The organism is Agromyces aerolatus (genome assembly GCF_031432255.1).
In the GTDB taxonomy this organism is placed as follows: Bacteria; Actinomycetota; Actinomycetes; order Actinomycetales; family Microbacteriaceae; genus Agromyces.
Map to the genome: position 1 here is coordinate 286,628 of NZ_JAVKGQ010000004.1, position 20,551 is coordinate 307,178.

23 protein-coding genes are annotated in these 20,551 nt (G+C 69.7%); 14 read left to right on the forward strand and 9 right to left on the reverse strand.

What is annotated here, in order from left to right; translation table 11 throughout:
* Positions 1-113 precede the first annotated feature (113 nt).
* The 9 genes from RH864_RS07925 (at position 114) to RH864_RS07965 (ending at position 7,707) form a co-directional block, all read left to right on the forward strand.
* Positions 114-1,277: an ABC transporter substrate-binding protein gene (locus RH864_RS07925; protein WP_310516990.1), complete on the forward strand. Its 1,164-nt coding sequence runs from the start codon at positions 114-116 to the stop codon at positions 1,275-1,277.
* Between the two features lie 103 nt (positions 1,278-1,380).
* Positions 1,381-2,280: a branched-chain amino acid ABC transporter permease gene (locus RH864_RS07930; protein WP_310516991.1), complete on the forward strand. Its 900-nt coding sequence runs from the start codon at positions 1,381-1,383 to the stop codon at positions 2,278-2,280.
* Between the two features lie 2 nt (positions 2,281-2,282).
* Positions 2,283-3,194 (forward strand): branched-chain amino acid ABC transporter permease, encoded by a 912-nt coding sequence (locus RH864_RS07935; protein WP_310516992.1) that lies wholly within the window; start codon positions 2,283-2,285, stop codon positions 3,192-3,194.
* The gene (locus tag RH864_RS07940) at positions 3,191-3,970 is read left to right on the forward strand and encodes an ABC transporter ATP-binding protein (protein ID WP_310516993.1); all 780 of its coding nucleotides are present in this window, start codon (positions 3,191-3,193) and stop codon (positions 3,968-3,970) included. The genes RH864_RS07935 and RH864_RS07940 overlap by 4 nt, the downstream gene beginning before the upstream one ends.
* On the forward strand, positions 3,942-4,670 hold the full coding sequence (locus RH864_RS07945) for an ABC transporter ATP-binding protein (RefSeq protein WP_310516994.1): 729 nt from the start codon (positions 3,942-3,944) through the stop codon (positions 4,668-4,670). Before RH864_RS07940 ends, RH864_RS07945 begins: the two co-directional genes overlap by 29 nt.
* Positions 4,667-5,395: an SDR family NAD(P)-dependent oxidoreductase gene (locus tag RH864_RS07950; protein WP_310516995.1), complete on the forward strand. Its 729-nt coding sequence runs from the start codon at positions 4,667-4,669 to the stop codon at positions 5,393-5,395. The genes RH864_RS07945 and RH864_RS07950 overlap by 4 nt, the downstream gene beginning before the upstream one ends.
* 167 nt (positions 5,396-5,562) lie before the next feature.
* Positions 5,563-6,135, forward strand: coding sequence for a GntR family transcriptional regulator (locus tag RH864_RS07955; protein WP_310516996.1), 573 nt, complete (start codon positions 5,563-5,565; stop codon positions 6,133-6,135).
* A gap of 37 nt (positions 6,136-6,172) precedes the next feature.
* A complete protein-coding gene (locus RH864_RS07960) occupies positions 6,173-6,925 on the forward strand; it encodes a GntR family transcriptional regulator (RefSeq protein ID WP_310516997.1) in 753 nt (250 codons plus the stop codon).
* A gap of 107 nt (positions 6,926-7,032) precedes the next feature.
* A complete protein-coding gene (locus tag RH864_RS07965) occupies positions 7,033-7,707 on the forward strand; it encodes a ScbR family autoregulator-binding transcription factor (protein ID WP_310516998.1) in 675 nt (224 codons plus the stop codon).
* 42 nt (positions 7,708-7,749) lie between these two features.
* Here RH864_RS07965 and RH864_RS07970 read toward each other — a convergent pair whose 3' ends face one another.
* Entirely contained in the window at positions 7,750-8,694 is a 945-nt protein-coding gene (locus tag RH864_RS07970; RefSeq protein ID WP_310516999.1) for an AvrD family protein, read from the reverse strand.
* Positions 8,695-8,831: 137 nt separating this feature from the next.
* Here RH864_RS07970 and RH864_RS07975 point away from each other — a divergent pair, with 137 nt between their 5' ends.
* Positions 8,832-9,761 (forward strand): NAD-dependent epimerase/dehydratase family protein, encoded by a 930-nt coding sequence (locus RH864_RS07975; protein ID WP_310517000.1) that lies wholly within the window; start codon positions 8,832-8,834, stop codon positions 9,759-9,761.
* Between the two features lie 37 nt (positions 9,762-9,798).
* On the opposite strand, the gene RH864_RS07980 is transcribed toward RH864_RS07975, so the two are convergent.
* From RH864_RS07980 to RH864_RS07995, 4 genes are all read right to left on the reverse strand, one after another.
* Entirely contained in the window at positions 9,799-10,542 is a 744-nt protein-coding gene (locus tag RH864_RS07980; protein ID WP_310517001.1) for an SDR family NAD(P)-dependent oxidoreductase, read from the reverse strand.
* A 91-nt stretch (positions 10,543-10,633) separates the two neighbouring features.
* The gene (locus tag RH864_RS07985; RefSeq protein ID WP_310517002.1) at positions 10,634-11,323 is read right to left on the reverse strand and encodes a TMEM175 family protein; all 690 of its coding nucleotides are present in this window, start codon (positions 11,321-11,323) and stop codon (positions 10,634-10,636) included.
* Positions 11,324-11,424: 101 nt separating this feature from the next.
* Positions 11,425-11,691 (reverse strand): hypothetical protein, encoded by a 267-nt coding sequence (locus tag RH864_RS07990; protein WP_310517003.1) that lies wholly within the window; start codon positions 11,689-11,691, stop codon positions 11,425-11,427.
* A complete protein-coding gene (locus RH864_RS07995) occupies positions 11,688-11,852 on the reverse strand; it encodes a hypothetical protein (RefSeq protein WP_310517004.1) in 165 nt (54 codons plus the stop codon). The genes RH864_RS07990 and RH864_RS07995 overlap by 4 nt, the downstream gene beginning before the upstream one ends.
* A gap of 124 nt (positions 11,853-11,976) precedes the next feature.
* On the opposite strand from RH864_RS07995, the gene RH864_RS08000 reads away from it, so the two are divergent.
* Positions 11,977-13,056, forward strand: coding sequence for an ATP-dependent DNA ligase (locus tag RH864_RS08000; RefSeq protein ID WP_310517005.1), 1,080 nt, complete (start codon positions 11,977-11,979; stop codon positions 13,054-13,056).
* Here RH864_RS08000 and RH864_RS08005 read toward each other — a convergent pair.
* Positions 13,053-13,604, reverse strand: a complete 552-nt coding sequence (locus tag RH864_RS08005; RefSeq protein WP_310517006.1) for an Lrp/AsnC family transcriptional regulator — start codon at positions 13,602-13,604, stop codon at positions 13,053-13,055. The genes RH864_RS08000 and RH864_RS08005 overlap by 4 nt on opposite strands.
* A gap of 131 nt (positions 13,605-13,735) precedes the next feature.
* Here RH864_RS08005 and ald point away from each other — a divergent pair, with 131 nt between their 5' ends.
* Entirely contained in the window at positions 13,736-14,833 is a 1,098-nt protein-coding gene (ald, locus tag RH864_RS08010) for an alanine dehydrogenase (protein WP_310517007.1), read from the forward strand.
* Between the two features lie 118 nt (positions 14,834-14,951).
* Here the strand turns inward: ald and RH864_RS08015 are convergent, their stop codons facing one another.
* Entirely contained in the window at positions 14,952-15,275 is a 324-nt protein-coding gene (locus RH864_RS08015; protein WP_310517008.1) for a rhodanese-like domain-containing protein, read from the reverse strand.
* Between the two features lie 184 nt (positions 15,276-15,459).
* Between RH864_RS08015 and RH864_RS08020 the strand changes: the two genes are divergently transcribed.
* Both RH864_RS08020 and RH864_RS08025 read left to right on the forward strand, forming a co-directional pair.
* Positions 15,460-19,128 carry an AAA family ATPase gene (locus tag RH864_RS08020; protein ID WP_310517044.1) on the forward strand — a complete coding sequence of 1,223 codons (3,669 nt, stop codon included), beginning with the start codon at positions 15,460-15,462 and terminating at the stop codon, positions 19,126-19,128.
* Positions 19,125-19,463 carry a hypothetical protein gene (locus RH864_RS08025; RefSeq protein WP_310517009.1) on the forward strand — a complete coding sequence of 113 codons (339 nt, stop codon included), beginning with the start codon at positions 19,125-19,127 and terminating at the stop codon, positions 19,461-19,463. The genes RH864_RS08020 and RH864_RS08025 overlap by 4 nt, the downstream gene beginning before the upstream one ends.
* Before the next feature lie 172 nt (positions 19,464-19,635).
* Here the strand turns inward: RH864_RS08025 and mscL are convergent, their stop codons facing one another.
* Positions 19,636-20,142, reverse strand: coding sequence for a large conductance mechanosensitive channel protein MscL (gene mscL / locus RH864_RS08030; protein WP_310517010.1), 507 nt, complete (start codon positions 20,140-20,142; stop codon positions 19,636-19,638).
* A gap of 49 nt (positions 20,143-20,191) precedes the next feature.
* Entirely contained in the window at positions 20,192-20,521 is a 330-nt protein-coding gene (locus RH864_RS08035; RefSeq protein WP_310517011.1) for an FmdB family zinc ribbon protein, read from the reverse strand.
* Between the last annotated feature and the right edge of the window lie 30 nt (positions 20,522-20,551).

A 20,551-nucleotide genomic window follows, 5' to 3' on the forward strand; every position in this document is an offset into this window, starting at 1 on the left:
GCCGCGAGGCATCCGCTGCTTGACAATGCCGCGCCGTTCGCTCACGATATAATCGAACGGTTGGTAGATCGGTCTACCTCACCCCCTCCCATCGAAGACAAAGGAGTCGCAAGATGAAGCGTTCGGCACGCGTCTTAGCCGTCGTGGCCGCAGGAGCACTGGCTGCTTCTCTGGCGGCATGCAGTCCCGCCAGCGGAAGCGGCGAGCCGTCCGGCGAGCCCGCCGGCGGCTCGGGCAGCGAGGTCACGCTCGCCTTCCTCGGTGACATCACCGGCGGCGCCGCGTTCTGCGGAGCCTCCGCGCTCGACGGCTTCAAAGCCGGCATCGAGTACGTCAACGAGAACGGGCTCGCGGGCGACGCGACCCTCGTCGGCGCCGAGTACGACACCGCGACGAACCCCCAGCAGGCCGCGACCGAGATGTCGAAGATCGTCGCCTCCGACGCGTCGGGCGTCGTCATCGGCTGCGCCTCGGCCGTCAGCCAGGCCAGCGCGCCCGTCGCGCAGTCCGGCGGACTGCCCGTGGTCGCCATGCAGTCGGGCACGCCCGCGGTGATCGACGCCGGCGAGTTCATCTTCCGCACGACGGCGCCCCAGTCGACGTACCACTACCGGCAGGTCGACCACTACCTGGCCGAGGGCATCGAGACCGCGGCGATCGTCTACCAGAGCAACAACCCCACGCTCGTGGAGCTCGCCGAGGACGTCTACCCGCCGCTGCTCGAAGAGGGCGGTGTCGACGTCGTCGCGACCGAGTCGTTCGAGGGCGACGGCTTCGACTTCGCCGCACTCGTGGCGAAGGTCGTCGCGGCCGACCCCGACATCGTCTTCCTGTTCGGTCAGGGCACGCCCAACGTGACGGTCGCGACGCAGCTGATCCAGCAGGGCTACGACGGCTTCGTCGGCGGCACGCAGGGCTTCGACGGCGTGCTCGAGCCCCTCGGCGAGTCGGCCAACGGCTTCACCTGGCCCACCGACTTCAACGCCGAAGGCTCGGCGGAGTCGACGCAGGAGTTCGTCGAGTTCTACACCGACCGGGGCGGCGAGACGCCGGGCAGCTTCCAGGCGCAGGCGTTCGACGCCGTGCTGCTCTTCGCCCTGGGCCTCGCGGAAGCCTCGGACACGACCGATCGCGAGGCGATCCGCGAGGGCATCGTCGCGGCGACCGAAGCGGGCTTCGACGGTGCGGTCGGCCGCGTCGAGTTCGAGGACCGCGACGCTCGCGTCGAGGGTCTCCTGCTCGAGTGGCGCGACGGCGCGACCCGCATCGTCAACTGACCGCGCATCGCGGGTGGGGCGCCGCATCAGGCGCCCCACCCGCACCGCAAGCCACGCGGCCCAGCGCACCACGCCGCGTGACTGACAGAAAGGGCTGTCGACCGTGCTCACCGGACAGATCGTCAACGCCATCATCCTCGGCTCGATCTACCTCCTCTTCTCCCTGGGCCTCACGCTCTCCTGGGGCATCCTGAAGGTCCTCAATCTCGCCCACGGCTCGATCTTCATGTTCGGAGCCTTCAGCGCGTACCTTCTCACCCAGAACGCCGGGGCCGACATCCCGCTGCCGCTGCTCGTGCTGTTCGCGGCCGTCGTCGGCGGCCTGCTGTCGCTGCTGCTGCAGGTCCTCGTGTTCCGGCCCATCCTCAACCGTGCGACCGACCTCCACGCGGCCGAGATGGCGACGCTCATCGCCAGCATCGGGGCGAGCCTCATCCCCATCGCGATCGCGTTGAACCTGTCGCCCGCCGAGGTCGTGAACCTGCCGCTCCAGTCCACGCAGACCACGATCCACCGCTGGGGTCCCGTCGTGATCTCCGATCTGCAGATCTCGATCATCGTGATCGCCGTCGCGGCGACCGTGGCGCTCTGGCTCTGGGTGTCCAAGAGCCAGGGCGGGCGGGCGTTGCGCACCATCGCGGTCGCCCCGAAGACGGCAGAGCTGCTGGGCATCCCCGTCGCGCGCTACTCCGCGCTGACGATGTGCGTGAGCGGCGTGCTCGCGGGCGCCGCCGGCATCCTGCTCGCCGCGAACGCGAACGCGATCGAGGCGCACATGGGTGACGGGCTGCTGCTCAAGGCGTTCGCCGTCATCATCCTGGGTGGCGTCGGGAGCATCCCGGGCGCCGCGATCGGGGCGTTCGTCCTCGCCATCGCGGAGACCGCGACCGTCGTCTACCTCTCGGGCGGACTCCGCTCGGCGATCGCCTTCGCACTCATCCTGATCGTGCTGGTGCTCCGCCCCTCGGGTCTGTTCGGCGAGAAGGCTTGGAAGCGGGCGTAGACATGGACTTCTTCGGACAGTACGACATCCTCATCAAGACCCTCCTCATCTACATCGTGCTCGGCCTCAGCCTGCAGGTCGTGCTCCGCTCGGGGGTGTTCTCGCTCGCGAGCGCCGGCTTCTGGGGTGTGAGCGCGTACCTCACGGCCATCCTCGCCAAGGCCTTCCCGGACGTCGCGTGGCTGGCGTTCCTCGTCGGGCCGGCCGTGAGCCTGGTCCTCTCCGGGCTGCTCGCGCTGCTGCTCAGGCGGCTGAACGGGCTGTACCTCGGCATGGCGACCATCGCGTTCGCGCTCCTGGTCGTCGCGGTCGCGCAGAACTGGACCGAGGTCACGGGCGGCTCGCTCGGCCTCTACGCGATCCCGCAGCTCATGACCGTGCCCATCGGGCTCGTGATCACCGTCGTCTGCGTCGTCCTGGTGGCGCTGTTCCACTCGCGCGCGGCCGGCCGGTTCGCCGACGCGATGAACGTCGACGAGCCGCTCGCGAGATCGCAGGGCATCTCGACGGTCCGCGTGCGGATGGTCACGTTCATGTTCAGCGCGTTCCTCGGCGCCGTGTCCGGCGCGATGTACGCGCTCACGTTCAGCACGATCGGTCCGGATGACTCGGGCTTCTCGCTCATCGTCCTGGGGCTCACGATCGTGGTGATCGGCGGCTCGGCATCGTGGGTCGGCGCGGTCATCGGTGCGATCGTCGTCACGCTGCTCCCGCAGTTCCTCGGCTTCATGGCCGAGTGGCGCGACCTCGTGTACGGCCTCGTGGTCGTCGTGATGATGGTCTTCGCGCCCGGCGGCGTGCTCGGGCTGATCGACCGGCTCAAGATCGCGAGGCGGAAAGGCCGGTCCTCGCCGCCACCGGCCGAGCCACCCGCGGTGGACTCGCCGACGATCCCGGAAGGAGCGGCGCGATGACCGCACAGCCGGCCTTCATCGAGGTCGACGACATCAAGGTCCACTTCGGCGGCGTGCGCGCGGTCGACGGCGTCTCGTTCACCATCGCGGCCGGCTCGCTGTGCGGGCTGGTCGGGCCGAACGGCTCGGGGAAGACGACGCTCGTGAACAGTCTCTCGGCGCTCGTGCACACCACGGCCGGCGACGTGCGCATGGGCGGGGAGTCGCTGAGCGCGCTGTCCGCACCCGAGCGCGCGCGCCAGGGCGTGCGGCGGACCTTCCAGGCCATCCGGCTGCTGCCGCGGCTCACCGCGCTCGAGAACGTCATGCTCGGGGCCGACGACGGCAAGCACGTGCTGCAGTCGCTGTTCCGTCCGCTGACCGCGGCGCGGGCGCAGCGTCGATCGCGCGAGGCGGCGCTCGCCGCGCTCGAGCGGGTCGGGCTCGCGTCGGCGGCGAACGAGTACCCCGGCGCCCTGCCGTACGGCCATCAGCGCCGCGTCGAGATCGCACGTGCGCTCGCCTCCGAGCCCCGGCTGCTGCTCCTGGACGAGCCGGTCGCGGGCATGAGCTCGGCCGAGCGCGGCGAGATCGCCGACCTGCTGCTCGGATTGCGGGCCGAGGGGCTGACCCAGCTGCTGATCGAGCACGATCTGGGCCTGGTGACCGCCATCACGGATCATCTCGTCGTCATGGACTTCGGCAAGGTGATCGCCGACGGTGACCCGAAGACGGTCACGCAAGAACCGCAGGTGAGGGAGGCGTACCTTGGTCGAGGACGACACGACGCTGCTTGAGGTCAGCGATCTGCAGGTCGCGTACGGGAACGTCGTCGGCCTCAGGTCGCTCGACCTCACCGTCCGCGCGGGCGAGATCCACGCACTGCTGGGATCCAACGGCGCCGGGAAGTCGTCGGCGCTGAACGCCATCGCCGGCGTCGTGCCCGTGCGCTCGGGCGGCGTGGTGTTCCGCGGGAAGGACCTGACGCGCACGGCGACCTGGCGCATCGCGCAGAGCGGGCTCGTGCTCGTGCCCGAGGGCCGGCAGATCATCGGGCCGCTGACCGTGGAGGAGAACCTGCGGCTCGGCGGGTTCGCGAACCGGCGCGGATCGGATCGCAAGGCGCTCGAGGAGTCCGTCTACGAGACCTTCCCCGTGCTCGCCGAGTATCGCAACACGGCGGGCGGCCTCCTCTCTGGCGGGCAGCAGCAGATGCTCGCGTTCGGGCGCGCACTCATGGCCGAGCCCCGGCTCATGCTGCTCGACGAGCCGTCCATGGGTCTCGCGCCCGTGATGGTCGACCGGATCCTCGACTCCGTGGTGGAGATCGCGCGTCGCGGCATCGGCGTGCTCATGGTCGAGCAGAACGCGGCGGCGCTCGACATCGCCGACCACGCCGCGGTGCTCGAGCAGGGCGTCGTCGTCACGCGCGGCGAGCCCGACGAGGTCCGCGACGACCCACGCGTCATGCGGGCCTTCCTCGGGACGGCCGGATGACCGACGCCCGGCCGGTGGCCGTGGTCACCGGCGCTGCGGGCGGCATCGGCTCGGCGATCGCCCGGCGTCTCGGCAGGAGTCACGACGTCGTGCTGTGGGACGTCGGCGGCCCCGGACTGGACGCCGCCGTGCGGGCGGTCGAGCCGGCCGGTGCGACCGCCGACGTCGTCGACGTCACCGATCGCGACGCCGTGCTGCGCGGCATGGCGCGGGTCGAGCGCGAGCACGGCCGGCTCGACGTCCTGGTGAACGCCGCGGGGATGGCGCAGATCATCCCGTTCCTCGAGCTCCCCGAGGCGGGCTGGGACCGCATGCTCGACGTGAACCTCAAGAGCGTGTTCCTGTGCACGCAGGCCGCGGTGCCGATCATGGCCGCGAACGGCTTCGGGCGCGTCGTCTCGCTGGCCTCGGTCGGCGCCTACTCGGGCAGCGTCGGCCACGCACATTACGCCGCGTCCAAGGCGGGCATCATCGGGTTCACGAAGACGCTGGCCAGGGAGGTCGGGCCGCTCGGGATCACCGTCAACTGCGTTGCGCCGGGGGCGATCGAGACCCCCATGCTGGGCGCGCTCACCAGCGAGGCGCGCGAGCGGTACTCGGCCAACCCCGTCGGCAGGCTCGGCACGCCCGACGAGATCGCGGCCGCGGTCGAGTACTTCGTGTCCCCGGACGCCGGGTACACCACCGGCTGGGTGCTGAGCGTCAACGGGGGCGTCTACACCTGAGCGGGCCGGTCGGGAGGCCTCGGGTCAGGGGTTGAAATGCTGGCGACTAATATGCATACTGAAATAAGAGTATTGCCTATGTTTTTTTTGGAGCTGACATGACCCCGACCGCCCTCGCCGCCCTCCCCGGGCGGATCGTCTCCCGAAGTCGTACCGTCGTCGACCACGTGCACGAGCTGCTGCTCGCCGCGATCGTCGACGGTGAGCTCGTCGCGGGCGAGGTTCTGCACGACCTGGAGTGGGCCAGGCGTCTGAATGTCTCGCGCACGCCGATCCGCGAGGCGATCAAACGGCTGGAAGGTCAGGGCATGATCGACATCGCCGCGGCCAGATACACCCGCATCTCCACCTTCACGCCGGAGACCGCACGTCAGGAGGCGCAAGGCTGGGCCATGGTGCATCTGGCGTTGGTCGGCTCGCTGTGCGGTGCGCCCGACCCGGCGTTCCTGGCTGAGCTTCGGGGCTTGCGCGTTCGTGCCCGCCGGGCGGGCGCAACCCGGGAGATCGCCGCGAACTTCGCCTTCTTCGGCCGGCTGCGTATCGAGGCGAGCGGTTTCAGCATCCGGCTCGCCTCGACCGCCTCCGCGTACCGGCTCCGGCTCGCACAGCCGCACCTGCCCGACCACGCCGACGCGAACCGCGCACTGCGCGCCGGCATCGTCACCGCCCTCCAACGCAACACGCCCGACACCCTCCAACCCGCGTTCGACGCCTGGACGGAAGCCGCCACCCGAGCCTGAGGTCCCGGCCCCGCCACGGCGGCTTCGCGGTACTCGATTGACCGATCGGCACTCGATCGCGGAAGGGCGACCCTTCAATTCACGGGTTGACGCACTGGCGACTAGTATGCACAATAAAAGCATAATCCAAACTTTTTTCTGGAGTACCACCATGGCCGCCCCGTTGTTGAATCAGCCCGACCGCATCGTCTCGCGAACCCGTACCGTCGTCGATCATGTGTATGAGCTGCTGCTCGCCGCGATCGTCGAGGGTGATCTCGTCGCCGGTGAGGCGCTGCACGATATGGAATGGGCCGAGCGGCTCAACGTGTCCCGCACGCCGATCCGAGAGGCGATCAAGCGATTGGAGGGCCATGGAATCATCGATATCGCCGCGGCCAGGTACACCCGCATCGCCAGCTTCACGCCGGAGACCGCGCGTCAGGAGGCCCAAGGTTGGGCGATGGTGCACCTCGCATTGACCCGTGCTCTGTGCGGTGTGACCGACCAGGCGCTCGTCGCTGACCTTCGGCGGTTGCGCAACCGCGCCCGCAGTGTGGGCGCGACTCGGGAGGTCGCCGCGAGCTTCGCGTTCTTCACGCGTCTGCGTGTGGGTGCGGACTTGTTCAGTGTGCGGCTCGCCACGACCGCTGCCGCGTACCGGCTCAGGCTCGCCCAGCCACAGTTGCCCGCGTTCGGCGACGCCAACCGGGCCCTGCACACCGACCTGATCACCGCTCTTCAGCGGAACACACCTGGCACCCTCCCGGCCGCGTTCGAAGCCTGGACGGAAGCCGCCACCCGAGCCTGAAATCCTGGCGACCGCCACGGCAGAGTGCCGTGACGCGAGGTACCAACGCTACCGACGCATGATTCCCATCGGGGACTGTAGTAATGTTCCGGACGTACACGGGACAGGTGTCTACGGTGATGCAGGAACGGTCGAGACGAACACGAGCAGAGATCGTGCGATCCGCAGCGGAGTTGTTCGCGGTGGACGGTTACCGATCGGTGACCATTTCGGATATCGCAGGGCGAGCCGGCGTGACGGCGGGCGCCGTGTATTTCCATTTCAGTTCGAAGGAACAGGTCGCCAGTTTCCTTGTCGAGGAGCAGCATCGGCGTGCGAGGGCCCGAGGTGACGCAGTCATGGCAAAGGGGCTTCCTGCGATAGCTGCTCTGAATCATCTGTTGGCCACTATTGGCTATTCGATACTCGAGGATCCGGTGATTCGGGCTGGCATGGCGCTCAGCACGGAGACGTTGCTTTTCCCGGAGGTGTATCGTCAGCCCTGGCTGGATTGGATTGAGACGGTTACCGATCTATTCGCACGCGGGATCGATGAGGGTGATGTGCGTCCGGATGTCGACCCGATCATGCTGGGAAAGTTCTTTGGTCCGGCTTGCTCGGGTGTTCGTCTCGGGTCGGAGATTCTGCATCAGAATGCCGATCTCCTCGAGCGGTTTCGTGACCTATGTTTGGTCATCATCCCCGGGTTCGCGTCTGAGGAGCGCAAGGATGCGTTGCTGAAAGAGGCTCGCGAGATCTTCGAGGAGTACATGCACCGTGCTGAGTCGATTGTTGTCGTGTAGCGCTCTCTCTGGCTCTCCGTCACGCCATGCTCGTGCCCGCGGTCATGTCGGGGACGCGTCGGCTTCGGCGACGGACGCAGCGACGCGAACTCCGGCGATCGACATCTCGGTCTCACACGTGGTGTAGGTGGTGTTTCCGTGTCGAATAACGCCGAACTGGGCCACCTGCAATGAAGCGCTTCCGACGGTTGGGTGTCGGGGCTCCGAGGCTTGGAAGCGGATCTTTCGGATCCACATGTTCGTGGATGCCTCACGGCTCCGCTTCGAGTTGTACATCAGCGCGATTTGCGTCATCTGGCCGGCGATCGCCGCGCTATCCATGAAGGTTGCTGACGGCCAGTACGCTGCCGCAAGACCGGTTGGCCGTGCGTTCTGGGGTGTGAACTCGATACGGCAGCGCATGCCTTGTGAATCGACCTGTGTAATGCATACACGGTGATCCGTGTTGCGGAAAAGCACGCCGAAGACCTCCGGGATCGGCATCGACCGCGTGCGCAAGGGCCGGCACCGAGCCGGTTCCGCCTCGTGTTCGAGGATCGCGGTTGCCGACAGCGTTCCCACATTGATCTTGAGAAGTTTGCGGCCCCAGTTTGTTTGCATCGCGGGGCCGGTCCCGGTAACGTCCACCTGAACACGGACCCGGTCAAGGTCGTTGACGGGGCGGCCTCCTGCCCTGAGGAAGATCTCTGGGATCCATGCATGCGCGATCGCGCTGTCCGAGAATCCGCGGGACGAGAGATACGCCTGCGCCATCCACGACGTCAAGACGATCACATCGACGGTGCTGAGGTGCGGGGTCCGGACAACACCTGCTCTTATCGACCAGTCCGCCGCGTACCTTACGGTCGCGATGCCCTCGAGCGTGCTCCCATTCGAAGCGTCAGGCCGAAGTTCGCGGAGCTCGTACGCCGTCTTGCGGTAGCCCGCGCCGAAGTAACGGTCCTGGGGTGGTCCGAGAAGCGCTTCGAAGCCGGTACTGCTCGCCAACGTGAAGTCCAAGGGGGTTGGAGGTCACCGAATGAGTGCCCAACGATCAGTAGGCTAACATTCGAAGTCCAAGACGCAGTATTAAAATCCATAATCCAGAATCTAGTATTCGCCCTAGGTTCACCTTCGGAGGTACCGTGTCAGCCAAGCTCGCGGGCGCAGTCATAGTCACGGGTGGCTTCGGCTTCGCCGGCAGCCGGGTAGTTTCTGCGCTGGAACTGCGGGGACTGCAACCATGGCGGCTCTCTCGCGTCCAAGGTGGGGCCCGGGTGGTGGTCGGGGATCTCACCGACGCGGATCGGTTGACGGCAGTGGTGGCGGGTGCCGGTGCGATCGTTCACTGCGCGTCGTACGCGGGGTCGGATGTGGAGGAGCAGCGGCGGGTCAATGTCGAGGGCACTCGCAATCTCGTCGCGGCGGCGTGCGCGAGCGGAGTGCAGCGGTTGGTTGCCGTAGGTACGAGCGGGGTCTACGGCGGCGTGCTCGGGACCGGCCATGCCGAGGGTGCCATCTCGGTGCGGCCTGGCTCGGCCTCTGCGCGTTCGAGGGCGGCCGCCGATGCGCTGATCATCGAGGCAGGCGGGACGGTGGTCCGGCCGAACCTGGTCTTCGGGGCCGGAGATCGCCGAACGATCACGCCGCTCTTGGCGGCGATGGTTCGGCTCGACGCGTGGATCGCCGACCCGGATGCGCTCGTCTCGGTGATCGACGTGGGCACATTGGGTCGTCTGGTCGCCGCGCTCGTCTCCACTCGTGAGCTGCCGCGCGTGCTCCACGCGGCGTATCCGCGCCCGGTCCGGATCCGGGACCTCATCCAGCCGTTCTTCGACCACGCGGGGATGCGCGCCCCTGAGCGTTTCCTTTCGTTCGAGGACGCGGTGAGCGTCGCGGGAGCGGCCGGCTTCTCGAGGCGTCAGATCTCGATGGTGGCGATGGACAACTGGTTCAACAGCGGTGCGATCTGGAAGGTCACCGGCCTCCAAGCTGCGCCGGAAATTCAGCTCGACGATGACACGCTCGACTATTACGCCGCGTGCCTGACCTCCTGTGCTGCCGAGCTGGCCTGACGGCGAGCTCGCTGATCGTGCTGCACGTGCCGCCTGCTCACACCCGGCTGCCCGCGTCGACGCGGATCAGGGCGGCGTTCAGGTAGGGGTTCTCCACGAGCTCCTTGGCGAGGCGGGCGAACTCGTTCGGCTGACCGAGCCGGCGCGGGAAGACGGTCAGGCTGCTCAGCTCGTCGACGCGCTCGGGCGGGAGGCCCGCGAACATCTCGGTGTCCATGAACCCCGGAGCGATCGTGTTGACCCGGATCCCGTGCCCGGCGAGCTGACGGGCCGCGGTGAGGCCGAACGACACCACGGCGCCCTTCGACGCGGCGTACGCGACGCTCGAGCTCGAGTCCAACGCGGCGATCGAGGCGGTGTTCACGATCGCCCCGCGCTCGCCGTCGGCGTTCGGCGGGTTCTTCGCCATCCACCGCGCACCGTGCGCGGCCACGAGATAGGTGCCGGTCAGGTTCACGTCGACGGTGCGACGGAAGAGCTCGACCGGGAAGATCTCACCGGCGTCGTCGAGGAACGCCGCGCCGCGGATCATCCCCGCGCAGTTCACGACGGCGTGGATGCCTCCGAACTCGGAGCCGATCTCGTCCATCGCCGCGGCCACCGCGGGCTCGTCGGTGATGTCGACCACGATGGTGCGGAAGCGCTCGCCGGTCGGGTCGGCGGGCATCGCGAGGTCGAGGCCGACGACCTGTGCGCCGGCATCGACGAAGTACTCGGCGGTGGCGCGGCCGAGTCCGGACGAGGACCCCGTGATCACGCAGACCGATCCAGCGAGTTCCATGCTTGCCTCCCCGAGCGGCGGGCTCGGCCCCGCCTCATTTCTACCATACGGTCGGTTGTCGGGACTGGCAAGAGCTCCCAGAGCTGCGGCCTTACGAGGATGACGCCGCGTTCCCGCGATCCTCGGCCACGATGCGTGCGATGACGCGATCCGCCCACCGCCCGCTGAGCGGACCGATGACCAGCAACAGGGCCCAGGTCCACCGGCCCCAGTCGGCTCCCCAGGCATAGGCGACGACGATCGAGAGCAGGAAGACGAGCGGGGTCGTCGCCGTGTCGAGCAGGCGCACGGTGTCGGCACGGCGGGGGAGCGGGTTCGCGATCACGCCGTCGCGGCGGGCGACGAGGAAGATCGCCGACTGCGCCATGACCGCCGCCGCGATGTTCACGGCGTAGACCGCGACCGCGAGCGGCTGGTCGCCGGTCTCGGGGTCGCTGATGCCCTGGGTCGAGAACGGGATGAAGACGACGAACACGAGCGCGACGATGTTCGCGGTCATCGTGCCGGAGCTCATGGCGACGAACCCCGAGCTCAGACGATGGTTCGTCCGCCAGAACACCGCGATCACGACGAAGCTGACGAGGAAGCCGAACAGCTGCCAGCCGAGTCCGCCCGAGAGCCAGGTCCAGAGGTCGCCCCATTCGGATGCCTCGGGCGGGTCGATGTTCACGACCAGCAGTGTGAGCGCGAACGCGTAGACCGCGTCGAAGAACGTGAACGCGCGCGCGAACTCGACGCTGTCGCGGTGATAGTGCGAAGGGGCCGGCTTCGTTTCGTCCACGATCCCGAGTGTGGCGCCGTCTCCGCACGGACGCCGCCACGACGCGCCGAAGCGCCGGCGTCCGGATGGGTCCGGTCGGCGGCGCTTCGAGGTTCGGCGGGTCAGTCCCAGTCGACCGAGTGGGTCCAGCCCGCGAGATAGGCCCGCTCGTTCTCGCTCAGCCGGAACGTGCCGCGCGGCATGGGCCGGTCGTCCAGCTCGCACAGCTCCATGATGCGGCGCACGACGAACGAGCGCAGCGGGGCGTTCGGGTTCTCGAGCACCTCGCGCTGGAGCGGGCGCTCGAGCATGGGCCACCACACGCCGATCGGCGGCAGCGACCAGAGGACGGGGCGTTCAGGGGCAGGGGGCTCCAGGATCGTGGTCATTGCGCCCGCTCCTCGTGCAGGTCGCCCGACTCCGGGTCACGGACCACGACCTCTTCGTCGGGGTCGGCGTGCTCTTCGGCGAGACGGTGCTGCTCCGATGCCTGGACCGCCTCATCCAGCTCGTCGGCGGCCCCGGGTTCCTGGGGATCCGGTGATGTCATCGTCACTCCTCATGTTCGGCTCGGACACGCACAGCGTCGGACGTGCCCACTCTCGACCGTACGCACCGTCACCACAAAGGGGGATGGGATTGACCCAACCGTCCCGCACTGCTACCCAGGGGGCATGGACTTGCCAGTGATGCCGCCCATCGCGCCCATGCTCTCGAAATCGGTCCGCGAGATCCCCGACGTCGGCCACGTCGAACCGAAGTGGGACGGCTTCCGGACGATCGTCTTCAAGGACGGCGACGAGGTCGAGCTCGGCAGCCGCAACGAACGGCCCATGACCCGGTACTTCCCGGAGCTCGTGGAGTCGCTGCGCCGGAACCTGCCCGATCGCTGCGTCGTCGACGGCGAGATCATCCTCGTCCGCGGCGGCCGGCTCGACTTCGACGCGCTGCAGCAGCGCATCCATCCGGCCGCGAGCCGGGTTCGGCTGCTCGCCGGCGAGACCCCGACCTCGTTCGTCGCGTTCGACCTGCTCGCACTCGGGGACGACGATCTGATGGGACGCCCGTTCGCCGAACGGCGGCGCCGGCTCGAGGAGGCGCTGGCCGAGGCATCCGACCCGGTCTTCGTGACCCCGGCGACCGCCGACCTCGACGAGGCGACCGACTGGTTCGAGCGGTTCGAGGGCGCGGGCCTCGACGGCGTCGTCGCGAAACCGCTCGACGGCACCTACCAGCCCGACAAGCGCACCATGTTCAAGATCAAGCACGAGCGCACCGCGGACTGCGTGCTCGCGGGCTTCCGGTGGCACAAATCGGGCGACGTGGTCGGGTCGCTCCTGCTCGGCCTGTACGGCGACGACGGCCGGCTGCATCATGTGGGCGTCGCCGCATCGTTCCCCATGGCCAAGCGCAAAGCGCTCGTCGAAGAGCTCGAACCGCTCATCGCGACCGATCTCTCGGCGCACCCGTGGGGCGAGTGGGCCGACCAGGAGGCGCACGCGTCGACGCGCATGCCGGGCGCGGTGAGCCGCTGGAGCGCGGGCAAGAACCTCTCGTTCGTGCCGCTCCGGCCGGAGCGCGTGCTCGAGGTCGCCTACGACCACATGGAGGGCGACCGATTCCGGCACACCGCCCAGTTCCGCAGGTGGCGCACCGACCGCGACCCGGCGACGTGCACGTACGAGCAGCTCGAGCAGCCGACCGACCTCGACCTCGGCGACATCCTGCCGCTCGGTCCGGCGGCGCGGAGTTAGAGCACCGCGCGCAGCCCGGCCGACCCGGCCGAGTGGTGCTCGAACACGAGGTTCGTCTCGGTGAGCGCGACGGCCGGGTTCGCCGACAGGTTCTTCAGCACGAACTGCCGCACGTGCTCGCTGTCGCGCACGCGCACGTGGATGAGGAAGTCCTCCGTGCCGCCGAGGAAGAACAGCTGTGCGACCTCGGGCTCACGGCGGAGCTCGTCGGAGATCTGCTCCATGAGGTGCCGGGCACCCGGCCGGATGCGGACGCTCACGAGCGCCTGCAACGTGTAGCCGAGCGCGGCGGGGTTGATCTCCGCGGTGTACCGGAGGATCACACCGCGCTCGCGCAGCGAGCGCACTCGGGCGAGACACGTCGACGGTGAGACACCTGCGGCACGCGCGAGCTCGACGTTCGGGATGCGTGCGTTCTCGTGCAGCAGCGCCACGATGCGCCGGTCGACCTCGTCGAGCGCGAGCGGGCCGGATGCCCCGCCCGGCGGTGTGCGGACCGCGCCGCCGGGGGAGGCGTCCGACGTGCTGATCTTCGGTGCGTCGGCCATGAATGCGCCCCCTCCCGAACAGAAGCATGAATATGCGCCATTCTACCGAACAAGCTGCGGAACCTATTCCGATGCGACGAACAACCGGTCACCATGGAGGGGTCCGCACCACGGAGGATTCGGGGTTCATCATGCGCATCGGCGTGCCGGCAGAGATCAAGAACAACGAGTTCCGCGTCGCGATGACACCCGCGGGCGCGCACGCGCTCACGCTGCGCGGTCACACCGTCGAGATCCAGGCGGGCGCGGGTGCCGGCGCCGGGTACACCGACGCCGAGTACCGCGAGGCCGGCGCGACGATCGTCGCGAACGCGGAGGCGGCGTGGGCGAACGAGCTCGTCCTGAAGGTCAAAGAGCCGATCGAGTCCGAGTACGGCTTCCTCCGCGAGGACCTCACGCTCTTCACCTACCTGCACCTCGCGGCCGACCTGCCGCTCACGCGCGCGATCCTGCAGTCCGGCGTGACCGCGATCGCGTATGAGACCGTGCAGCTCGCAGACCGCTCGCTTCCGCTGCTCACCCCCATGAGCGAGGTCGCGGGCCGGCTCGCGCCCCAGGTCGGCGCCGCGTCGCTGCTCGCCTCGAAAGGCGGTCGCGGCGTGCTGCTCGCGGGCGTGCCGGGCACCGCACCCGCCAAGGTCGTCGTCATCGGCGGCGGCGTCGCGGGCGAACAGGCCGCCGCGACCGCACTCGGCCTGGGCGCCGACGTCACGGTGTTCGACATCTCACTGCCGAAGCTGCGCGAGCTCGACGCACGCTACGAGCACCGCATCAAGACACTCGCGTCGAGCCCCTACGAGATCGCGCGCCAGGTGAAGGACGCCGACCTCGTCGTCGGTGCGGTGCTCGTGCCGGGCGCCGCAGCGCCCAAGGTCGTCACCGACGAGATGGTCGCGTCGATGAAGCCGGGTGCGGTCCTCGTCGACATCGCGATCGACCAGGGCGGATGCTTCGAGGGCTCACGCCCGACCACGCATGCCGAGCCGACCTACCCGGTGCACGACGCCATCTTCTACTGCGTGGCCAACATGCCGGGTGCCGTGCCCGCGACCTCGACCCCGGCGCTCACCAACGCGACGCTGCCGTACGCGACGAAGATCGCCGACCTCGGCTGGCAGGCCGCGCTCGCCGAGGACGCCGCACTCGCCAAGGGCCTCAATGCCACGGCCGGCCGGCTCACGAACGAGGGCGTCGCCAAGGCCCACGGCCTCGAGCTCAGCCACGCCTGACGCCCCTCCCCGCTGGTCGAGTAGCACAGCGTATCGAGACTTCGCGGGCCGATCTCGAGGCCGCGTCACGGGGTCTCGATACGCGTGCTCCTTCGTCGCTCGCTCCTCGACCAGCGGGTCACTCGCCCATGGTCACCGGCAGGCCCGCGCGGTACCAGGCGACGATGCCGCCGTCGATGTTGCGCGCGTCGACGCCCTCCTGAGTGAGGAACGCGGTGGCCTGGGCGCTGCGCCCGCCCACGTGGCAGAGCACGTAGACCGGGCGGTCGCGCGGGACCTCGGCCACCCGGGCGGCGAGCTCGCCGAGCGGGATGTGCGTCGCGTCGTCGAGGCGCGCCTGCTCGAGCTCGGAGGCCTCGCGGACGTCGAGCACGTACGCGCCCTCGGCGGCGTGCACCTCCTCGGGGGTCGCGGTCGGCAGGTTCGGCTCGGTTCCGTGCATACCTCGAGGCTACGCCGCGCCCGACCTCGCAGCGAAAACACGCGCATCGCCGGGAGAATTGCGCGGTTCCTGCCGCGTTCGCACATATCCTCTCCGTGTGCCGTGGCTGAATCGGAATCCTGACGGGGAGGAACTCCTCCCGCGCGAAGCCGACGTCGCCGCCGACCGGCTCACTCCCGGACCCATGCGTGAGCACCACACGAGCCCCGAAGGGCTCAGCCTGGGGGATCCGGCCCTGGTCGCCGGCAACGTCACCGATCCCGCGCGCCGGCGGTGGCTCGCGGAGCTCAGCGCGCTCGGCGGACGTTCGCCGCTCGTGCGGTTCGTCGACACGCCGCGTACGCGCATCGAGCTGTCGACGACGCACCCCGGCGGGCTGCCGCAGTTCATCACCGGCAAGTCGACGCTGCTGTCGAGCCTGATCCGCGACGAGCTCGCGCTGCGCAACGCCAAGATGGCCGCGGCCGAGATCACGCAGAAGGGCGTCGAGCTGCGCTCGGTCCGCGGCATCGAGTCGGTGCACCTCGCGATCGGGCTCGCGTCGTGGCGCAACGAGGGGCAGGAGTTCCTCGCGCCCGTGCTGCTCCGCCCGCTCGCGATCCGCCGCTACGGACGCGACTTCGAGCTCAAGCTCAAGGGGCAGCCGTTCCTGAACCCCGCGCTCGCGCGCGAGCTGCAGCGCCAGTTCCAGATCACGCTCGACGCCGAGGCGTTCGTCGCGCTCGCGATCACGAACGGCGTGTTCAAGCCGCAGCCCGTCATCGACCGGCTGCGCGGACTCACCACGCACCTGCCCTGGTTCCGGGTCGCGCCCCGGCTCGTGGTGTCGAGCTTCGCCGAGGTCGGCCCGGCCATGGCGCTCGACGCGACCGACCTCGCGCACCCCGTCATCGACGCCGTCGCCGGCCATCCGGCCGCGAAGGCGGTGCTCGCGAACCGCGGCGAGCCCGCGACGATCGTGCCGCAGGACCAGCGCCCGCCGCAGAGCGACCGGCTGCTGCTCGACGCCGACCCCGAGCAGGAGCGCGTCATCGCCGAGGTCGAGGCCGGAGCATCCGTCGTCGTGAAGACGCTGCCGGGCACCGGCGGCACGCAGACCATCGTGAACGCCGTGGGCGCGCTCGTCGCACGCGACCGGCGCGTGCTCGTCGTGGGCTCGCGCCGTGCGAGCCTCGACGGCATCGCGCACCGGCTCGGCCAGGTCGGGCTCCCGGGCGCCGCGGTGACCACCGCGGGCCTCCGGCGCGAGCTCATCCAGTCCATCTCGCGCAATGAGAAGGCTGAACGGCCGCGGGTCGCCGACGTCGACGACGCGCTCGTGCGCCTCCGCAAGGTGCTGCTCGACTACCGCGGCGGTCTGACGCGCCCCGACCCCGAGCTCGGGGTCTCGGTGCTCGACGCGCTCGGTGAGCTGTCGCGGCTCGCCCGCAACCGGCCGGCACCGCAGACGACGGCGCGACTGGACCACGCCTGCCTGGTCGCGATCGCCGGCCGCAGGCCCGAGGTCGCGCGCGATCTCGTGCGCGCCGCGGCGCTCGGCGAGTTCAAGTACGGCCCGGGAGACTCGCCCTGGTACGGCGCGACGTTCGAGTCCGCCGGCGAGTCCGAGGCGGCGCACGCGCTGGCCAAACGCCTGCACCAGCTCGAGGTGCCGCGTCTGCTCGAGCGGGGGCGGTCGCTCATCGCCCAGACCCGCCTGCGCCAGTTCGAGTCGATCGCCGAGCTCGGCGTGTTCCTGCGCCTGCTGCTCGACGTGCGCGACACGCTCGACCGCTTCCGGCCCACGGTGTTCGACCGCCCGCTCGGCGAGCTCATCGCCGCGACGAGCTCGCGCCGCGACGAGCCCGGCATGACCGGCGCCAACCGCCGGCGGCTGCGCCGCCTCGCGCTCGAGTACGTCCGGCCGGGCGTGCACGTGTCCGATCTCAACGCCGCGCTCCGGGGCATCCAGCAGCAGCGCACCCTCTGGCAGCGCTACTCCGAGGCCGGTGCGACCCCCGGCGTGCCCGTGGGGCTCGACGACGTGCACGTCGCCTACCAGACGGTCGCGACCGACCTGCAGTCCCTCGACGCGCCGCTCGGCGTCCTCGGCACGGCACGGCAGCTGGGTGCGCGTCCGCTCCGGGAGCTCACGAGCATGCTCGCGGGCCTCGCGGCCGACTCCGAGGTGCTGCAGAACCTGCAGGAGCGCACGGCGCTGCTCGGCCGGCTCCGCGACCTCGGGCTCGATCCGCTGCTCGTCGACCTCACCCGGCGTCACGTCCCCGAGCAGCGGGTCGCCGACGAGCTCGAGCTCGCGTGGTGGCAGTCCATGCTCGAGAGCGTGCTCGCGCACGACAAGGCGCTGCTCGGCGCCAACACGCAGGTGCTCGACCGGCTCGAGGCGGACTTCCGCCTCGTCGACGAGGCGCACGCGTCGGCCGGCGGCCCGATGCTCGCGTGGAGGCTCGCCGAGAACTGGAAGGTCGCACTGGTCGACCACCCCGAGGAGGCCGACCGGCTGAAGCGCATGCTGCGCGCCGACCGGGTGCAGCCTGCGGCGCTGCAGGCCGGCGCACCGCACCTGTTCAAGCTGCTCGCACCCGTGTGGTTGTCCTCGCCGTACGAGGTGTCCGCGATCGACGATGCGATCACGTTCGACACCGTCATCCTCGTCGATGCAGGCGCGACGACCATCGCCGAGAACCTCGGCGCGATCCGCCGTGCCAAGCAGGTGGTCGCCTTCGGCGACCCGGTCACGCAGACGCCCACCGACTTCGAGACCGGCATCGACGACGGCGAGCCCGGCTCGACCGACGCCGCCGAGCACGGCGTCGACGCGATGCACGCCGACTCGGCGCTCGCGCGGCTCGGCGAGCTGCTGCCCACGATGACGCTGACGCGCAGCTACCGGGCGGGCGGCGAAGACCTCGCCGAGCTCGTGAACCGGCGGTTCTACGGCGGGCGTATCTCGTCGCTGCCGTGGGCCGGTAGTTTCCTGGGTCACGGTAGCCTGCGCCTGCACTACGTGAACGACAACGGGCTGCCCGACCCGCTCACGGGCACGGTCGAGAGTCTCGACGCCGAGGTCGCGAAGGTCGTCGAGCTGGTCATGGACCACGCGGTCAAGCGCCCGCGCGAGTCGCTCATGGTCATCACCGCGAGCCCGCGGCACGCGGGCCGGGTGCACCAGGCGGTGCTCGCCGCGTTCGCGAAGCGCCGCGACCTGTCGGACTTCATCTTGAAGGACCGCGCCGAGCCGTTCACGGTGCTCACGCTCGAGCAGTCCGTCGCGCAGAGCCGCGACCGGGTCGTGTTCTCGGTCGGGTTCGGGCGCACGCCGCACGGGCGCCTGCTGTCGAACTTCGGTGCGCTCGGCGAGCCCGGCGGCGACCGGCTGCTCGCGGTCGGCATGACCCGCGCGCGCCGCTCGATGGACCTCGTGTCGGCGTTCCGCCCCGAGCACATCGACGCCGAACGGCAGTCGAACGGCGTGCTCGCGCTCGCACAGGTGCTGAGCCAGACCGAGGAGCGCCAGGCGCAGGACCCGGCGGGCAGCGCACCCGACGTCATGCTCGCCGACCTCGCGGCGCGGCTCGAGCGGCGAGGCATCCGGGTGAAGCTCGACTACCGCGAGCGGCTCGCGCTTGCCGCCGCGCACGCCGGCAAGGCCGTCGTGGTCGAGACGGATGCCTCACTCGCGGGCCAGAGCTTGCGTGAGTCGCTGCGGCTGCGCCCCGACGTGCTGCGCCGCCTCGGCTGGCACTACCTGCGCGTGCACAGCTTCGAGCTGTTCGGTGACCCCGAGGCCGTGGCCAACCGCGTCGCGAACCTGCTCGGCAAGACGGAACGCTCGGCGCAGGCCGCGTCATGACCGCCGCGCCGGCCGACGGCGCGAGCGGGTCGAGCGAGCCGGATGTCCCGGGTGCGACGGATGTCTCTGACGTGAGCGCCTCTCGGGCAGCGGATGCCTCGGGCGAGCCGGGTGCTTCGGGCGGGGCGGATGCCGCGGGTGAGCCGGGTGCTTCGGATGCCGCTGACGCGGGGCCGGCCCGTCAGCGCGTGGAACGCACGGGCCGCCGCCGCGCACGCCTGACGCCCGCGCCCGACACCGACGTGTCGCCCGAGAAGCCGGTCCGCGACGAGCCCGCCCCGGGCGGGACATCCGACGACGACCGCATCACGCGCGAGCGCCCACCGCACTGGTGACCCATCGTCGGTCGAGTAGCGAGCGAGGAACGAGCACGCGTATCGAGACCCGGTGACGTGTTCCGCCAAGCCACTCATCGAGCGGGGTCGCGAATGGTCGCCCCAGTTCGCGCCGAGCGACGATTCGCGACCCCGCTCAGGGAGAGGACCGAGGAGGGGGCAGGGTGAGGGGCTACTGGGCGTGCTTGCCGTGGGTGCCGTCGGGGCTCGGCGCGGGCTGCGTCGGGACTGCGCCGCTTGCGGTGCCGCTCGCGGGGGTGTGCGTCGCGCCGCGCTCGGCCGCGAGCAGATCGCGGATCTCGGTGAGCAGCGTGAGCTCGGTCTCGGGGTCTTCTGCGGCGGGCTCGCCGACCTTGCGCCGCGCCTCGGCACGCTCCTTCATTGTGTTCATGGGGAGCACGAACACGAAGTAGACGACCGCGGCGACCACGACGAACGTGATGATGGCGCCGAGGACGGCACCGAACCTCACCTCGGCGACCCCGCCCGTCAAGGTCGGGATCGGCAGCTTGAGTGCGTCATCGAGGCTGTCCGCCTGGAACAGCACCCCGATGAGCGGGTTGATGAGGTTGTTCACGATCGAGTTCACGACCGCGGTGAACGCGGCGCCGATCACGACCGCGACGGCCAGCTCGATCACATTGCCGCGGAGGATGAATTCCTTGAAGCCCTTGAGCACGCTGTTCTCCTGTCGTCGGTAGGGGACGGGTGGGGACGGTCGCGGGAGATTACGAGGAGCTCGACGAACCGGACGAGCTCGACGAGCTCGACGAGCTCGACGAGCCGGCGGTGCTCGACGAGGCCGCCGGCTTCGACTCCGAGGAGCCGCCGCTCGTGGACGAGCCGCCCGACGAGGCATCCGCCCCGCCCTTGTCGCCGCCCGCGCGCGAGTCGGTGCGGTAGAAGCCCGACCCGTTGAACGTGACGCCGATGGTGTTGAAGAGTTTGCGGAGGCGGCCGCCACAGACCTCGCACGTGGTCAGCGCGTCGTCGGTGAACGCCTGGTGGATGTCGAAGGCGTTGTCGCACTCGGTGCAGCGGTAGGAATAGGTGGGCATGGCGGTCTTTCGGCTGAGAGCCTTTCGGCT

Excerpts from the sequence above, each read along its gene's own strand:
- RH864_RS07925 (WP_310516990.1), top strand. The coding sequence starts at position 114 with ATGAAGCGTTCGGCACGCGTCTTAGCCGTCGTGGCCGCAGGAGCACTG.
- RH864_RS07935 (WP_310516992.1), top strand. The coding sequence starts at position 2,283 with ATGGACTTCTTCGGACAGTACGACATCCTCATCAAGACCCTCCTCATC.
- RH864_RS07940 (WP_310516993.1), top strand. The coding sequence starts at position 3,191 with ATGACCGCACAGCCGGCCTTCATCGAGGTCGACGACATCAAGGTCCAC.
- RH864_RS07950 (WP_310516995.1), top strand. The coding sequence starts at position 4,667 with ATGACCGACGCCCGGCCGGTGGCCGTGGTCACCGGCGCTGCGGGCGGC.
- RH864_RS07980 (WP_310517001.1), bottom strand. The coding sequence starts at position 10,542 with ATGGAACTCGCTGGATCGGTCTGCGTGATCACGGGGTCCTCGTCCGGA.
- RH864_RS07990 (WP_310517003.1), bottom strand. The coding sequence starts at position 11,691 with ATGACCACGATCCTGGAGCCCCCTGCCCCTGAACGCCCCGTCCTCTGG.
- RH864_RS07995 (WP_310517004.1), bottom strand. The coding sequence starts at position 11,852 with ATGACATCACCGGATCCCCAGGAACCCGGGGCCGCCGACGAGCTGGAT.
- RH864_RS08000 (WP_310517005.1), top strand. The coding sequence starts at position 11,977 with ATGGACTTGCCAGTGATGCCGCCCATCGCGCCCATGCTCTCGAAATCG.
- RH864_RS08005 (WP_310517006.1), bottom strand. The coding sequence starts at position 13,604 with ATGGCCGACGCACCGAAGATCAGCACGTCGGACGCCTCCCCCGGCGGC.
- ald (WP_310517007.1), top strand. The coding sequence starts at position 13,736 with ATGCGCATCGGCGTGCCGGCAGAGATCAAGAACAACGAGTTCCGCGTC.
- RH864_RS08015 (WP_310517008.1), bottom strand. The coding sequence starts at position 15,275 with ATGCACGGAACCGAGCCGAACCTGCCGACCGCGACCCCCGAGGAGGTG.
- RH864_RS08020 (WP_310517044.1), top strand. The coding sequence starts at position 15,460 with ATGCGTGAGCACCACACGAGCCCCGAAGGGCTCAGCCTGGGGGATCCG.
- RH864_RS08025 (WP_310517009.1), top strand. The coding sequence starts at position 19,125 with ATGACCGCCGCGCCGGCCGACGGCGCGAGCGGGTCGAGCGAGCCGGAT.
- RH864_RS08035 (WP_310517011.1), bottom strand. The coding sequence starts at position 20,521 with ATGCCCACCTATTCCTACCGCTGCACCGAGTGCGACAACGCCTTCGAC.